The following is a 16,096-nucleotide window of genomic DNA, read 5'->3' as shown; positions in this document are numbered from 1 at the left end:
GCAACCGCAGAAAGGATGACGCCATGAACGCCAAAATGCTTGTCCTGCTGTTGCTGCCGCTTGCCGGTTGCTCCAGCACCAGTGAAACCCAGAATATGCCGGTGAATATCCTCACGGCTGAGCCTGCCAATGCCCAGGCCAGCGACATGCCCAGGGTCGAACAGACACTGCGACCCAAGGACGTACTGGATGTGATTTTTCACATCAGCACCAGCGGTACGCAGGCTTATCGCATTCAGCCCGGTGACCAGGTCGCCCTGAACTTCACCGCCGCCAGCCAGCTCAACGGCACGCAACTGGTGCTGCCCGATGGCACCATCGAACTGCCGGGGGCCAACACCGCGGTGAAAATCGGCGGGATGACGTCGGTCGAAGCCCGGGAGGAAATCCAGCGTGCCTATAACCGCAAAGCCCTGTTCCAACCCAATCGCAACCAGTTGACCGTGCTGGTCACCAGCCCGCTGAGCAACGAGCAGAACCTCAAGAGCGCCCTGAGCCACCCCGCTACCGGCATGAGCCGGGAGATTACCGTGGGCAACGACGGCTATGCGAGTTTCCCGGAAATTGGCTCCGTGCCGCTGCAAGGCATGACCGTCAACCAGCTCGAAACGTTCCTCAATCAACGTTACGCGCAATTGCCGGGGCGGATGACAGTCGACGTCATGCTCAAATCCACGTCGGGCAACGAAATCTATGTGCTGGGTGAAGTCGCGCAACCGGGCTCCTACCCGATTCGCCGTCCGGTTTCAGTGCTCGAAGCGCTGACCCTGGCCCGTGGCACCAACGTCAAGGCACGACTTGATTCGGTGGTGATCATGCGCCGCAACGGCAACCAGGTGCAGGCCGTGCACTACGACGTGGAGAAAGCCTTGTCCGGTGACGCGTCGCAGATTGCTTACCTGCAACCGGACGACATGCTCTACGTGCCCAAGACCAAACTGGCCAGCGCCGGTGAACTCGCGCGGCAACTGGCGGACGTGGTGCTGTTTCAGGGGGTGGGCTTCACCTTCGGCTACCGCGTCGACAACAAAGGCAGCAGCAACTAACGCTCAGGTGACCGACCATGAACCCAAAGGAAAACTACCTGCATGAGTTCTTCAGGATCTTCTTCGCCAACAAACGGTTGGTGAAGCGAGTCTTCCTGAGCTTTGCAGTGATTGCCCTGCTCCTGCCGCTGATGCTCAAACAGAGCTTCGATATCACCGCGCAGGTGCTCGTGCAGTCCAAAAAACTCTCTCAGGGAGACGCCACCACGTCCCTGACCCAAGGCGATGCCTCTTTCATTCCGCCGTCACTGGCAGACATGGAAACCGAGAGCAACATCCTGCGCTCACCGGCCCTGATCCGTCAGACCATCAGCGACCTGCAGGCCAAAGGCGAGTACACGCCCAACCCCGGGGCCTTCAGCACACTGGTGACCGAACCGATCAAACGTTTCGTGGCCACCCCCTTGCGTGAATACGTGATCAATCCGGTGCGCGACGCGTTCGGGCTTGAGACCGATCCTGAGCGCGATACCGACCTGGATGTCTTCACCCAACAGGCCATCGAGAACCTGAAGATCGATACCCTGCCGGGATCCAACGTGATCTCGATTGTCTACAGCTATGGCGATCCTGCCCAGGGCACGCGATTTGTCGCGCAGTTGCTGCAAAACTACCTGACCAACCGCCAGGAGCTGCAATCGATCGAATTGCCGCAGAGTTTCTACGAAACCAAGAAGAAGCAATATCAGGTGCGCCTCGATGGCCTGGAAGGCACACGACTGGCGTTGCTCGAAGGGGTAGGCTCGTCCGATCCGAAGGAAGAAATCACCTTCCGCCTCAACGCCATCAACACCGAGGAAGAGGCCCTGAACCAGTATCAGGATCGCCTGTTGCAAAGCCAGCGCTGGCTCGACTACCTGAAAACCGCCCTGACAGCCGCCACCAGTACGTCGCGGCTCAGCGATTACACTTTCCCCTTCACGTTCACCACCACGGTGGACAACATTGCCTTCGAAGACCGGGAGATCCGGCAACTGGGTGAACAACTGACAACTCAGGTCGCCCGTTACATGAACGACCTAGCGGTATTCCAGCCAGGCAGTGAACCGATGCTGTTGACCCGTGAGCAGATTTCCCGCACCCGTCAGCAGTTCCTGAAGATCGTCAGCAACCGGATTCAGGAGCGTACCAACGACCTGGCGATCGTCACCGCGGTGATCAACCAGAAAACCGCGCGCATCGCCGCGTTCAAGAACCGCATTCATCAATTGCAAGTGGCTCAGAGCAAGTTGCAGCAGATGGACACCGAGATCACTGCCTTGCACGCGGCGTTCTCCACCTACGCGCAGCGTTTTGCCGAAAGCAGCACCGCCCGTTCGCTGGACAACAATATTTCCAACGCCAAGGTGCTCAGCCCACCGTACGAACCGACCGAGGCAGCGTTTCCCAAACCGCTGCTGATCATTCCGTTCGGGATGCTGACCGGTCTGCTGCTGGCGATTGCCTTCGTCTACGTGCGTGAGTTCTTCGATCACCGCTTCAAACATCCAGCGCAAATCACCCATGAACTGGGCCTGCCGGTGCTGTTGGTGATCAACGATCAGAACACCCTGCCGAACAACCCGCACAAGAACTGGACCGTGCCTAGCTTCATGTATTGGGTGCGCCATTGAACGGGCCGCTCAACGCCAGCGCGCTGCCGATCATGCATTTGATCAGCAGCGGCGGCTTTTATGGCGCTGAGCGGATGTTGCTGGACCATTGCCTGGCGACGCCGGGGCAACATCAAGTGCTGTTTCTGGATGCGCCGCCGGCGCTGATCGACCGGTTCCGCGAGGCCGGGATCGACTGCCGCGCTTTCGCGGGAATTGGGCAATTGCTGGGTCATTTACGTTATCGGCGGGCTGAACAGCCGCTGATCAATACGCACAATTTCAAGGGTCTGCTGTTTGGCTGGGTCGGCGCGACGTTGTTGGATTTACCGTTGGTGATTACCCAGCATGGCTTCACGCCGCGCAGTCGCAAGCAACGCTTCTACGGTTGGCTGAGCCTGCAACTGTGCCGCACGGCGTCGGTGAGTCGGGTGGTTTGCGTGGCCGAAAGCATCGCGCTGATGCACCGCAAGGCCAGAGTTCGGATGGAGAAGCTGCAAGTGATTCCCAATGGTCTGCCAAAGGCCAGCGGCCTGCTGCCCCACAACGCCAGACACCCGCGCTGGCTGGCGGGTTATGTCGGTCGGCTGACCCATGAAAAAGGCCCGGACCTGTTTCTCGATGCGCTGATTCCGCTGTGTCAGCAACACCCGCAACTGGACGCCGTGATGCTCGGCGACGGCACGGAACGGGAAACCCTGCTGGCGCGGATTGCCGATGCCGGCTTGCACAATCGCATCACCTTGCCGGGGTACCAGACCGACATGAACCGGTGGTGGCCGCAGCTCGATGCGCTGGTGATCAGTTCGCGCACCGAGGGCACGCCGATGATTTTGCTCGAAGCGATGCAGGCCGGAGTGCCCGTGGTGGCATTCAGCGTCGGCGGAATTCCCGATGTGCTGGAGGACCGGCACAACGGCCTGCTGGCGCCACCCACCGACAGCGCCGCCCTCGCCCGGCAGCTCGACACGCTGCTGAGTCAACCGGCACTGGCTCACGAACTGATCGACAACGCAAAACGTACGCAACAGGACCGTTACGACCTGAAGGCTTTGGCCGAACGCTGGTCGCAGCTTTATATCCGTACTGCACGGGAGGCACGCACGTGATCTTTCCGCTCTCGATCGTCAGTCTGCTCGCCCTGGTCTGCCTCGGTTTGCTGGCCAGCCCTTACCCCTATCTGGCGCCCGGCGCGGTGCTGGGCCTGGTCGCGGTCGCGGCGCTGTACCGAAAACCTGCCTGGGGGTTATTGGGCATCGCGGCGCTGGTGCCGTTCGAAGGTTTCTTCAAGGGCAACACGCTGTCGGGCACCAAATTCATCGGTGCATCACTGGCACTGATCCTGATGTTGCAACTGGCCATTCACCAGATTCCGTCCGAACGCCTGCGCAGCAACATCTGGCGCTTGCTGATCGGCTTCATGGTGTTGTACGGGTTGAGCATGATCAATACCGACAACCTGGACATGTCCCAGAGTCACCTGCGGGACATGAGCGTCGGCCTGGTGCTGTTTGTGATCACCTTGCTGATCGGCCGCGAGTTGAACCTCGATCTGTTCGCCCGGCTGGTGACCCTTAGCGTCAGCGCGACCAGCGCCCTGGCCATGTTCTCCACCAAGTATCAGGACCAGGGCCGCGCGGCCGGGCTGCTGGATGACGCAAACTCGTTTGCCCTGCTGATCGCCTTCGCCGTGCCGTTGGCCCTGCTGCTGGTGATCCGCGGCCCGAACCTGCTGCACCGATTGTTCTGGGGCGGCTGCTGCATTTTGCTGCTGGGCGGCATGACCAAAACCGATTCCCGCTCAGGGCTGGTGGTACTGTTCCTGAGTTTGATGATCGGCGCCTGGCACTACCGCGCGCAGTTGCCACGCATCCGGCCGCGCCACTTGGGTTTTGCCATGCTCAGCCTTGCGATCGTGATCCCGGTGGGGATTTATTCGATGCCGGCCGGTTACCTCAAGCGCATCCAGTCCTTGAGCGTCTTGAAAGAAGGCGCCAAAAGCCAGGACGAATCCCTCGGCCGCCGCGCGTCATACCTTGTGGTCGGCGGCCAGATCATTCGTGAGCACCCGTTGCTCGGTTCCGGCCCTGGCACCTTCCCGCTGCACTACGCCACCTCCGGTTACGCCAAGGTGTTTTCCGCCAACCGCAAGCCCGGCGACTTGTACCGTCGCGCTCACAACACTTACATGGAAATCTTCAGTGAACTGGGGATTCCCGCCGGGCTGTTGTTCGTCGGCATGCTTGGCCTTGGGATGTACAACCTGGTCCGTGCCCGTCACGCCTGGATGCTGCGACGGGATTGGGAACAGGCCGACCTGATCACGCACCTGGGCATCAGTTATCTGTCGTTGACACTATTTTTGATGTTCCTCAGCGCACCGAATCACAAGTACCTGTGGATCATGCTCGCCCTGTCCTGGGTGTTGCGCCTCAAGGCGCAAGAACGTCCGCTGACGGAGGCCAGGGCATGAGCCGCATCAGCCTCGTCATCCCGATGTACAACGAAGCCCGACACATCGGCCGCACCTTGCTCGCCGCGAAAAAAGCCGCCGAAGCCGCCAGGCTGGAATGCGAGCTGATCGTGGCCGATAACGGCTCCGACGATCAGGGCCCGCACATCGCTCGCCAGCTCGGGGCGCAGGTGCTGGTGCTGCCCGGGCTGCTGATCGGCGCCCTGCGCAATCGCGGGGCGGCGATGGCGACAGGCGAATGGCTGGGCTTCATCGATGCCGATATCGAGATGCCCGAGGACTGGCTCACGCTGTTGTTGAGCATCCAACCCGCGGCTCAGGTCGACGTCCTGGGACTGGACCTGCACACCCCGGCCGAAGCCCCGTGGTATGCCAATGCCTGGCAACGCCGCACGTTGCGCCCGAACGATGAAACGCTGAAAACAGTGCGATGGCTGCCCAGCTCCAACCTGTTGATGCGTCGTCCATGGTTCGACAAGGTCGGCGGCTTCAACGAAAACCTGCGCACCGGCGAAGACAAAGATTTCACCATGCGCCTTTCCCACTCTGGCGCACGCCTGCTGTCCGTCAACCAGAGCGTTGCCCTGCATTGGGGTTACGAGAGCAGTTGGCGCGAATGGATGGGCAAGGAGTTCTGGCGTCAGGGCAGTCACCTGCAACTACTGCGCAGCCACGGCATGAATCTGCGTTTACTGCGTTTCCCGATGCTGTCGATCATCGCCTGGGTGTTGGATTTCATGGCGCTATCCGCCCTGCTCAACGGTTCCCCCCCACTGGCGCTATTCATGCTGTTCGTCACCAGCCTGCCAGCGCTCGCCCAGAGCCTGCGGCAAAGCCTGAAACACCACGACCTGCGCCTGACGCTGCAACTCTGGGGCCTGCATTGGGTGCGTCTGCACCTGGCTGGCGCCGCGCTCATCCTGAGCCTTTGTCATTGGAATGCCAGGAGGCCCGCCCGTGGCTGAATTCGTGTTCTGGTGGTGCCTGTTATTGCCGGTGTATGCCTGGCTCGGCTACCCGCTGCTGCTGACGTTGCTCGCGCCGTGGTTTGCGGCGCGCCGTCATCAGCCCGCACAACCGATGAACGTGAGCATCGTCATCGCCGCGCACAACGAGGCCCAGTACATCGAAGAGAAGCTGCGCGTCTTGCTCGCCCAGGATTATCAGGCGCACTCGCTACAGATCATTCTGGCCAGCGACGGCTCCACCGACGACACCGTGGTCTGCGCCCGCAAAGTCATCGACCCGCGCATCAGCGTGCTCGACCTGCCCCGTCAGGGCAAGGCGGCTACCTTGAATGCCGCCGTCGCCCTGAGCACGGGCGAAATTCTGGTGTTCACCGACGCCGACAACCAATGGTCGACCGACACCCTCGGCCAGTTGCTCGCGCCCCTGGCCGATCCAGCGGTCGGGGCCTGCGCCGGGCACATGTTGATCCCGGTGGCGGGCCAGGGCCTGAGCCTGGGCGACAGCCTTTATCGGCACTACGAAGGCTGGCTGCGCATGGTGGAAAATCGCACGGGCTGCATGGTCTCCGCCGACGGCGCCCTGCTCGCCCTGCGCCGCGAGTTGTTCCAGAACGTGCCGGCGGAGGTCAACGATGATTTCTTTATCAGTACCTGCGCGCCGGTGGCGCTCAAACGCATTGTCTATGTGCCCACAGCCCGGGTGATCGACCAGGGCGTCGATGAGATCGACAAACAATGGCGTCGTCGCCTGCGCGTCACCGTCGGCGGTCTGCAGAGCCTGGCACAGCGCCGGGAACTGTTGAACCCCTGGCGCCATGGCTTGTATGCGATTGCGCTGATCAGCCACAAACTGATTCGACGCCTGGCACCGGTCCTGTTGCTGCCATTGTTGCTGAGCAATTGCTGGCTGTGGAATGTCCATGGCTTCTATCGCCTGAGCCTGATCGCGCAACTGCTCGGTTATATGGTGGCCATTGCCGGCCTGCTGGATGTGCAACACCGTTTGCCCAAACCCTTTCGCCTCGCCGCGTTCTTTCTGGTGACCCTTGCCGGGATGAGTATCGGTCTATGGCAGTTCCTGCGTGGCCAGCGGTACGCGCAGTGGAACCCCGAGCAAAATCGTTGACAGGACCGCGCCATGGCGATCAGACAATTATTAAAACGCACCAGTGGCTGGCTTTATCTCAACTCGCCGGTAGGCCGTCACCAACTGCAAGGTGCCGGGGTGATCCTGATGCTGCACCGGGTGCTGGCCAATGACCGCGCCGCCGACCTGCCCCATCGCAATGAACTGTGCGTCGGGCCGAAGGCCTTTGCCCATCTGCTGCTCTGGTTGAAGAAACACTTCGATTGCGTGCCACTGATGGAGATCTTGCAACCCGACACCTTCAGGTCGGAGCGGCCCAAAGTCGCGCTGACCTTCGACGATGGCTGGCGCGACAACGCACTGAATGCCTTCCCGTTGCTGAAGAAATATCAGATGCCAGCGAGCATTTTTCTCTCCACCGATTTCATCGGCAGCCGGCAACGCTTCTGGTGGGAAAGCCTGGGGGAAACCCTGTGGCACAGCCACGGCGAAAAAGCCCGGACACACTTGATCGAATGCCTGCGACGGGTCGGGCGACCGCTACCGGTGCTGCTCGATGATCTGGACGTGCAGCGCCGTAGCCTGGCGCTTTTGAATTTTCTGCAAAGCCTGAAAAGCCTGCCGCCGGGTGAGCTGAACCGGCTCACCGATCAATGCCCTGAAGAGTCGTTGCCCCAGGCGCTGGACTGGCATCAAGTGCGCGCGCTGGAAGCCAGCGGGTTGATTCGCTTCGGCCCTCACGGCGCCAGCCACGCGATCCTCACCGGCCTTGACGATCAACACCTGGATGAAGAGTTGAGCCGCAGCCGCAATGCACTTTTGAACGGCTGCAATCGACCGCTGCCGGTCTACTGCTACCCCAACGGCGACCATGATGCGCGGGTGCGCGAACACGTGGCCGAGCACGACTTCCCGTTCGCCCTGGGCACCGCCACCGGGATTTATCGTGGCGTCGACGACCCATTGGCCTTGCCACGGATCGGCATCAGCCAGCGCACGGCGCGCAATCCGGAATTGCTGTCGTGGCGCATCTACCGCGGAGCCCGGCCATGAGTCGCAGCCACTACCTCAAACACCTGGCCCTGAGCATGGGCACCAAACTGGCGATGATCGGCCTGCGGCTGCTGCGCAACGTTTTGCTGGCGCGGATTCTGGGCCCCAGCGAACGCGGCCTGTTTGCGCTACTCAGTACCCTGCCCGATTTGATCAGTGCCGCCACCAGCGGCGGGCTGAATTCGGCGGTGGGGTATCAGGCGGCCAAGCAACGGCCCATGGGCTTGCTGCTGAGCCAGGTGCTGGTGTTCGGTTGCCTGCTGGCGGGCTTGCTGACGTTGCTGGTGGTGGCGCTGGTGCGGGAGTTCGGCAGCGAACTCGACATCACCACGCAACTGGGACTGCTCGCCTGGTTGTTGCTGCTGGCGGTGCCGCTGACTGTACTCAAGAGCGGCCTGCTGACCTTGCACAACGCGTCGGGCGGTGTGGTGGCGTTCAATGCCTTGCGGCTGGTGGAATCCCTGGCGCCCCTGTTGCTGTTTATCGCCTTGTTCTGGATGTGGAAAGACGCCGCGCTGGAAGCGGCGTTGATCAGTTGGCTGGCCGGCATCAGCCTGGTGGTGCTGGCCGGTTGGGTCTGGCTCAAACGTGCGCAACCCTTGACGTTGCAATGGGATCGCGCCAGCCAGAAAGAACTGTTGCGCTACAGCGCCCGTAGCCATCCGGACCTGTTGTTCCAGCAAGTGATTCTGCGCTCCGATTACCTGTTCATCGGTGCTCTGCTCGGCAGCACGGCGTTGGGTCATTACGCCATGGCCAGCGCTGCCGCCGAGTTGCTGCTGATCGTCCCGGAAGCGGTGACCACGCCGCTGATGAAACGCCTGCTGCAACAGGACGAAGGCATGGATCGCCTGACGCCGTTGGCCCTGCGCCTGACCGCCACGGTGATGCTCGGTGCCTGCCTGACCATGGCCGTGATCGGTGAATGGCTGATCGTCACACTGTTCGGCATTGCCTATCAGCCCGCCTACCCGGCGTTACTGGCGCTGCTGCCGGGGCTGCTCGGCCTTTGCTATGCGAGCATCCTGCGCCTGGACTTGCTGGGTAAAAATCGCCCCGGCACGGTTTCGCTGTTGGTGGGCTTCGGCGCACTGCTGAACCTGGCCCTGAACCTGCTGCTGATCCCGATGTATGGCATCGTCGGCGCCGCAGCGGCATCGTCCATCGCCTACCTGGCCGTGACCGTCGCGCTGCTGGTGATGTACTGCCGGTTGAGCGGCGTACCGGTCTGGCAAACCCTGATCATCCTGCCCAGCGATGTGGCACCGATGCTTCAGATGCTGCAACGGAAATCGGCATGAAACGCCTCGTGCTGCTGTTGAGCCTGGGCCTCGGTTTGAGCGCCCAGGCGGCGCCGATGCGCTGGGCCGACATTCGCGACGGCAGCCTGTACCTGCAAGCGGACCGCCCCGACACGCTGACCATTCGCTGGGTCCCGGCGTGGCAGGCCGACGCCAACGAAGAACACCTGTACCTGCTCGACGGCAACGGCAACCTGAAAGGTGATCGCCTGATCGCCGCCAGTGAAACCCAAGGCAAACAGAGCTGGCCGTTGGCGCCCGGTGCCGCCAGTTATCGACTGGAAATTCCGGGCTACAGCTTCCGCCGCTACACGGTCGAACACGACGAACGCACCGTGGCGTTGTTCGCCCCGGCCAAGGTGCATTTCAGCGCCGAAACCCGTGGCGGCGATGAACTGTATTTCAAAGTCGCACCGGGGGAACACGCGGTGCTGGCCGGCAAGTTTCATGGTGGTGTCGGTGCCCTGCTGGCCCAGCGTGTGGGCGATAACAAACAAGTGAGGCTGGCGCTGAAACCCTATCGCGCCTATTGGCAATTCGATCAGCTTGAACTGCCCGTCACTCAGGACGAACAAGTCTGGCGCCTGCGCCTGCAAGGCAGCGGCAAGGTCGCGTTCTGGCTCGATGGCACGGCAAACCTGTTCGCCCAGAACCCGCAACAACTCAAACCGCTGCGCGAGGACGATGGCCAGACCCGGCTGACCTTGCATAAAGAGACGCTCGGCCCGACCCCGAATCTGGGCATTTACTTGCCCTACGTACTGCCGCCGCAATCCAGTTTCGCGGCGCTCGACGCCCTCAAACCCCAGGCGGGCTCCTATTACAGTTTCGTCGACGTCACCGCGCAGAATCCGCACCACGAAGATGCGTTCCGCCAGCTTTATCAGAACCGCTTCGGTATCACGCAAGACATCACGCTGTTGGCCGGCAGCCAGCGCCAGGCCGATCTGCGAGCCGACCCCCAGAGCAACGCCGGCCTCGACGCCTGGCTCGCCGCGACCCGCGCCCTCGGCGGCAAGGGCGTCCACTACATCGCGTTCGCCGACGAGCCGAACCTCAATTACCCGAGCTACGCCAACTATCAGGCGATCTTCAACAGCATGGCCCGGCAGGTGCGCAGCGACCCGGCCAACGCCAGGGCCGGCATACGCATTGCCATGCCCGCCAGTTCGCGCTTCGTCAATGGCCCGTTCGCCGACGATGCCGCCGACAAGCGCGGTATCGACTGGGCACGGCGCCTGCTGGCCGAATCCGGCGGGCAGATCGACGCCCTCGCCTGGCACGAATGGATGGTTCGCGACCTGCTGGCAACCCGCGTCTACCGCGACAGCGTGCGCCGCGCCGCCGAACTGGTGGGCCTCGATGCCCAAGGCCGGCCACGCAAGGCCTTGCTGCTGGACCAGACCAACCTGTCCAGCGGCTCAAGCCTGAGCCCCTACGATCAGGAAACCCATTTCGCTTCGCTGTGGTGGGCCTCGGTGGTCATCAGCTCGGCGCAGGACGGGTTGCTGGACATGCTCAACTGGTTCCAGGCCGCCGACGAACCGAACTACCCCAAAGGCATGGTGCGGGTGCTGGGTGGCGATCGTTTCGAACTCAAACCGGTGGGCCTGGCCCAGCAATTCATCCAGCAGCATTGGCTGAAAAACGTCATGCGCCTGGACAATGACGCCTTCGAAGTCGACGTGCTGGCCATGGCCACCGAGCGCCAACGCAGCCTGTTGGGCGTCAATAAGGGCACCCGCGCGCAACGCGTCGATCTGGCCGGGGCGACCTGCCCGCTGGCCAAGGGAGCGCTGGTGTATTTCGGTGCCGACAGTCGCAGTCGCGAAGGCACATTCAACTGTCAGGACGGTCGCGTCAGCTTCAATCTGCCTGGGCAAACCCTGTTTGCCCTGAGCTGGAGCGCCTCATGAACGTCCATGAGTTATGCGGCGGCCTGAACCTATGATGGCTCGATTCGAATGGCGCACGTCGCTGTGCGCTCCAGACTTTCCAACAGCCGCCTATGAGGGGTTGCGCTGGCGCGTGACGGACCACACGCCGTTCAACACCCTCGCCTGGCTGCGTGCATCGGAACAGGCACTGACCGCTGGGGAACGCTTGCACGTTCTGCTGGGCTGGCAAGGCGATGAATTGGCCTTGTGCCTGCCACTGGTGGTATCCGTGGAGCGCTTTGGCGGGCTACCGTTTCGGGTGCTGCATCACCTCGGTTATCCCTTCACCGATCGCCTGGCCCTACTCAGCTGCCTGGATGCCGACAGCATGCGCAAGGCACTGGTGATCATCCGCCGTCGCGTGCCCCATGCGATGCTGCAACTCAATGAATTGTCCGAACCCATCGGCGAAGAAAGTGCGCTGACCACCTGGATGGCCCACAGCTCGACCGGCGAGCGCCGCCTCAGTTGTCGGGTGCCGGTGCACCTGATCAGCGATGCCGACCGCCAGGAAGTGTCCGGCGACCCGCGCTACAAACTGCGCCGGGCGCGTAAACGCATCGCGGCTTGCGGTGCCGAGGTCCGACGGATAACCCCCGACGCTTCCACCATCGGGCCGCTGTTGCAGGCCCTCGGCGAAGTCGAAGCACAGAGCTGGAAAGGCCTTCAAGGTGTGGGGATTTTCACCAGCGACCGCAGCCGACAATGGATCGAGCGGGCCTTCAGCGCCCTCGCCGAACAGGGACTGGTGCGGGTGGTGGTGCTGGAACTGGACGGGCGCTGCATCAGCTACCGCATCGGCTTGCTGGAACAGGGCCGGTTGTACGACTACAACCTGGCGTTCCTGCCGCAACACGCAGACCTGGGCAGCGGTCGCGTGCTGCTCGAAGAGTGGATCCGCTGGGGGCTGGATGACAACTGGCATTGGGTCGACGCCTCGCGGATCAGCCTGGAAAACTCCAGCCATCAACTCCTGGAACGCATGACCGGGCAACTGGAGCACTGGCGCTGGAGTTTCTACTCCTGGCGCCCCAGCGGCCTCGCCCTCGGGCTGGCCCTGCGACTCTGGCACCGAATCAAACCCGGGTTAAAAAAGTGGCAGGCCAGGCGTGCAGCAACGCTGGTTGCTCCTACGCTTACACCTATACAGGCTCCTATTGTCGCCAAAGACGCTGCACCCACCGAACAAGAAAGAGAGGGCAGCCATGCCTCGCCAAGTCATAGTCAACGCTGACGATTTCGGCCTCAGCCCGAGCGAAAACGCGGTGATACTGGGTGCCTTCCACGCCGGGGTCATCAGCTCCGCGACCGCCATGGCCAACATGCCGGCCTTCGAAGCGGCCTGCGTCCTGGCCCGGCAGCCAATGCTCAAGGGGCGGATCGGGCTGCACTTCAACCTCACATACGGCCGGCCGTTGAGCCTGTCGATTCGCGCGCGCTCGACATTTTGCGACAGCCAGGGTGAGTTCGACCTCAGCCTGCCCCGCCACAGCCTCTGGCTCAATCGCCTGGATCGCGATGCAGTGCTGGAGGAACTCGAAGCCCAATGGCAACGCTGCCTGGACAACGGCCTGTACCCCAGCCACCTCGATTCCCATCAGCACGTACACAACATCTGGCCCATCGGCGAAATCGTCGCGCGGTTTGCCGCCCGCCAAGGGGTGCCCGTGCGACTGGCGCGTGATCTGGGCAGTAATTTGAGTGTGCCCAAGCGAGTGTTCAAGACGTTGCTCAACCATCGCCTGAACAGCCTGTCCGGAGCGACCGCCCAGAACGTCTGCACCCCGGTAGACCTGCGCACCGTGACGATGCCAATCGACGGCCTGCTGGAAATCGTCGTCCATCCGATCCATATCGGCGCCGATTTTGGCGATGCCTATCTGGACCCGGGCGAGTCGCTGAGCCATGTGCTGGAGCAGCGTCTTGCGGGTGTTCCGAGGGTGTCCTATGCCGTGGTGCCGAGGGCGTCCAAAGAGGAGCCGCAATACCCGACCGAACTGCACCCGTTGAAATCCTGATTCATTGCCATCGAAAACCTTACCCACCACACCCTGGCTTCGGCCTCGGAGGACTTCATGAGCGTCATCGACAAGCTTCGCGAACGCATCAAACAAAAAGGCCTGCTCCAAACACTCCAGACGCTCTGGAAACGCTATGTGTACTTCCATCGGGAGCTGCTATGGCTGGGGCGCGATCTGGTGACCCCGGTGGCGCCGCACAATCTGCGGCCCTATACGGGCTTGCGTCTGGTGACCATCACCCCGGAAAACGCCACGGCTTTCACCAAGTATTACGGTAACCGCGTCAAGGCCATGGCCGAAATCGCCGCCGAAGGTCACACCGGGCACATGTACGTGAACGAAGAAGGTGATGCCATCGGATTTATCTGGGGTAGCGCCAGGGACTACTTTGACCGGCACTATTACGGCTGCTGGTTCCGGGTCAATCCCGGTGAATTTTTCGAGTTCGGCGGTGAAATGATCCCGCTCTACTTTGGCACCAGCCTGTCGGTGGACGCCCAGTTCAAACTCTGGGATGCGATGCGGGCCAAAGGGTGCAACAAGATCGTGGACGTCTGCGATACCCGCAACATCCAGGCCATGAAAATGCACATCCGCATGGACTACCAGGAGCAAGGGCACATCACCCATGTCTACGACCTGTTCGGCCGCTGGCGCTTCTTCCGCGAAACCTACTACACCGGCTCGCGGCTGACCGCGCTGCGTAAACCGGAGCCGCAGCCAGCGACCGCGGCGCAGGCGTGAGTGGCCGATGGCGTTACTTGACTGAGGACCGTGTCGCCGCCACCAACGTGTAGCACAGCGGCAACTGCGCTTTTTGCTGCTGATACTTGTCGTAGAGTTCTTCGCGATTGGAATGCGGGTATTCCTTGAAGTGGCTGATCTGCAACCCCGCCTCCACGGCACCGGTGAAGATCGCGCCCAAGGTATGGACGAACCAGTAGGACGCCGAGGCCTGCTGTTCGACTTTGCCTTCGTAGACGATCGGTTGGTCCTGGACGAAAGGCTCACGGCGAAAATACGAGCTGTCCGGGCGATAGGGATCGGCTGACTCGGGGTCGAACATCTCCAGGAACGGGTGGGTTTCGTAAATCACCAGGCTGCCGCCGGGCTTGAGGGTTTGCGCGACATGGCGCAAGAACTCGCCGATGTCCGGCATCCAGTTCAATACGCCGATGGTGATCAGCGCCACGTCGAAGCGCTGGTGAAGCTCCGTCGGCAGGTGATGGATGTCAGCCTCGATGAATTCGGGCTGATGAGACGAACGGGATGCCAGCTCCCGGGCCTGATCAAGAAAGGCCCCGGACTGGTCGACGCCCACTACACTGCGGGCACCCAGCGCAAACAGCGAAAGGCTTTCCCGGCCATTGTTGCAGCCCAGTTGCACCACATCCTTACCATCGACACCGACCTGCTGGAGCAACCCGGTGAGGGTGTCATCCAGGCAGGAAAAATCGCCATGGCTCACGGCATCCAGGCGCGCCCGCCATTCGGGTGTGTCTTTGTGGTGTTGGGCGGAGTCATTCCACGCATCGCGATTGCTGGCGATGGCTTTTTCTTTTGTCGGCACTTCCATTGCACGCTCCAGATTCCGGGTCTTCGATTAACCGGCACGAGTCTAGATCAGAGTCAGGAAAAACCACATCAGGGGTTTGTTGCGATCTTGTAATCAGCGATGACGCGAGCCCTCTTATTGTTGATTCAGCCGCTCACGCAAGAACTCGATCAGCGCCTGCACCGGTCGCGAGGCCTGACGGTGCTGCGGGTAGACCGCTGATAAGGTCAGCGGCTCGGGGCGAAATTCGTCCAGTACCGACACCAGCCGACCGTCCTCCAGAGCCGAGCCGACGATGAAGGTCGGCAAGTATGTAATCCCCATGCCGGCGATGGCCGCATCCTTGAGCAGTTCACCGTTGTTGACCCGCATGCGCCCGGTGACGTTGACCGTCAGCGGTTTGCCCCGCCCTTCGAACCGCCATTGCACCTGGCGACCATGGCCGTAGGGCAGGCAATCGTGGGTGTGCAAGTCTTCGGGTTTAAGCGGCGTGCCACGCTCGGCCAGATACGCCGGGCTGGCGCAGTACACCCGCTCGATGACAGCGATGCGGCGCGCTATCAGGCTCGAATCTTCCAGCACGCCGATGCGCAATGCCAAATCGTATCCCTCACCGAGCAAGTCCACGGGACGATCGCTCAGGTCGACCTCGACGACGACGTCGCGATAACGCTGCAAAAATACCGGCAGCAAACAGCCCAAATGTGCCACGGCAAACGACAACGGCGCACTCAGGCGAATGGTGCCGCGAGGCTCGATGGTCTGGCCGGCGATGCCCTGCTCCACTTGCTCGACTTCACTGAGCAGGCGCAGGGCCGATTCGTAATAACTCTGCCCCAACGGGGTGACGTCCAGCCGCCGGGTGGAGCGATTGAGCAGGCGCACGCCGAGGCGCTCTTCGAGTTGCATCAGGCGGCGGCTGACGAATTGCTTGGACAGGCCCAACTGATCGGCCGCCGCCGTGAAGCTGCCGGAGTCCATGACCTGACAAAAAATACGCATGTCTTCGAACGGGTTCATTGTCACTCCCTGATTGACAGTTAATCGCTTTATAGCCGCTTTT

14 protein-coding genes are annotated in these 16,096 nt (G+C 61.7%); 12 read left to right on the top strand and 2 right to left on the bottom strand.

Annotation, left to right across the window (positions count from 1 at the left end; translation table 11 throughout):
• Positions 1-23: 23 nt before the first annotated feature.
• The 12 genes from QMK51_RS10800 to QMK51_RS10745 are packed head-to-tail and all read left to right on the top strand — an operon-like array spanning position 24 to position 14,222.
• Positions 24-1,046: a polysaccharide biosynthesis/export family protein gene (locus tag QMK51_RS10800; RefSeq protein WP_320394012.1), complete on the top strand. Its 1,023-nt coding sequence runs from the start codon at positions 24-26 to the stop codon at positions 1,044-1,046.
• Positions 1,047-1,063: 17 nt separating this feature from the next.
• Positions 1,064-2,659, top strand: coding sequence for a GumC family protein (locus QMK51_RS10795; RefSeq protein ID WP_320394011.1), 1,596 nt, complete (start codon positions 1,064-1,066; stop codon positions 2,657-2,659).
• A 32-nt stretch (positions 2,660-2,691) separates the two neighbouring features.
• Entirely contained in the window at positions 2,692-3,747 is a 1,056-nt protein-coding gene (locus tag QMK51_RS10790) for a glycosyltransferase family 4 protein (RefSeq protein WP_320394499.1), read from the top strand.
• Positions 3,744-5,111 carry an O-antigen ligase family protein gene (locus QMK51_RS10785; protein ID WP_320394010.1) on the top strand — a complete coding sequence of 456 codons (1,368 nt, stop codon included), beginning with the start codon at positions 3,744-3,746 and terminating at the stop codon, positions 5,109-5,111. The genes QMK51_RS10790 and QMK51_RS10785 overlap by 4 nt, the downstream gene beginning before the upstream one ends.
• Entirely contained in the window at positions 5,108-6,076 is a 969-nt protein-coding gene (locus QMK51_RS10780; protein WP_320394009.1) for a glycosyltransferase, read from the top strand. The genes QMK51_RS10785 and QMK51_RS10780 overlap by 4 nt, the downstream gene beginning before the upstream one ends.
• A complete protein-coding gene (locus tag QMK51_RS10775) occupies positions 6,069-7,205 on the top strand; it encodes a glycosyltransferase (protein ID WP_320394008.1) in 1,137 nt (378 codons plus the stop codon). The genes QMK51_RS10780 and QMK51_RS10775 overlap by 8 nt, the downstream gene beginning before the upstream one ends.
• Positions 7,206-7,217: 12 nt before the next feature.
• A complete protein-coding gene (locus QMK51_RS10770) occupies positions 7,218-8,219 on the top strand; it encodes a polysaccharide deacetylase family protein (RefSeq protein WP_320394007.1) in 1,002 nt (333 codons plus the stop codon).
• A complete protein-coding gene (locus QMK51_RS10765) occupies positions 8,216-9,520 on the top strand; it encodes an oligosaccharide flippase family protein (protein ID WP_320394006.1) in 1,305 nt (434 codons plus the stop codon). Before QMK51_RS10770 ends, QMK51_RS10765 begins: the two co-directional genes overlap by 4 nt.
• Positions 9,517-11,436 carry a hypothetical protein gene (locus QMK51_RS10760; protein ID WP_320394005.1) on the top strand — a complete coding sequence of 640 codons (1,920 nt, stop codon included), beginning with the start codon at positions 9,517-9,519 and terminating at the stop codon, positions 11,434-11,436. Before QMK51_RS10765 ends, QMK51_RS10760 begins: the two co-directional genes overlap by 4 nt.
• A gap of 31 nt (positions 11,437-11,467) precedes the next feature.
• Positions 11,468-12,691, top strand: coding sequence for a GNAT family N-acetyltransferase (locus tag QMK51_RS10755; protein WP_320394004.1), 1,224 nt, complete (start codon positions 11,468-11,470; stop codon positions 12,689-12,691).
• Complete coding sequence (locus tag QMK51_RS10750) at positions 12,663-13,475, top strand: ChbG/HpnK family deacetylase (protein ID WP_320394003.1); 813 nt, start codon at positions 12,663-12,665, stop codon at positions 13,473-13,475. The genes QMK51_RS10755 and QMK51_RS10750 overlap by 29 nt, the downstream gene beginning before the upstream one ends.
• 57 nt (positions 13,476-13,532) lie before the next feature.
• Positions 13,533-14,222: an N-acetyltransferase gene (locus QMK51_RS10745; protein ID WP_258700075.1), complete on the top strand. Its 690-nt coding sequence runs from the start codon at positions 13,533-13,535 to the stop codon at positions 14,220-14,222.
• A gap of 13 nt (positions 14,223-14,235) precedes the next feature.
• Here QMK51_RS10745 and QMK51_RS10740 read toward each other — a convergent pair whose 3' ends face one another.
• A complete protein-coding gene (locus tag QMK51_RS10740) occupies positions 14,236-15,054 on the bottom strand; it encodes a class I SAM-dependent methyltransferase (RefSeq protein WP_320394002.1) in 819 nt (272 codons plus the stop codon).
• 114 nt (positions 15,055-15,168) lie between these two features.
• On the bottom strand, positions 15,169-16,053 hold the full coding sequence (locus QMK51_RS10735; RefSeq protein ID WP_320394001.1) for a LysR family transcriptional regulator: 885 nt from the start codon (positions 16,051-16,053) through the stop codon (positions 15,169-15,171).
• Between the last annotated feature and the right edge of the window lie 43 nt (positions 16,054-16,096).

The sequence above is a fragment of the Pseudomonas sp. P9_31 genome, assembly GCF_034008235.1.
Classification (GTDB): domain Bacteria; phylum Pseudomonadota; class Gammaproteobacteria; order Pseudomonadales; family Pseudomonadaceae; genus Aquipseudomonas.
This window is presented reverse-complemented; position numbering and strand designations above follow the sequence as displayed.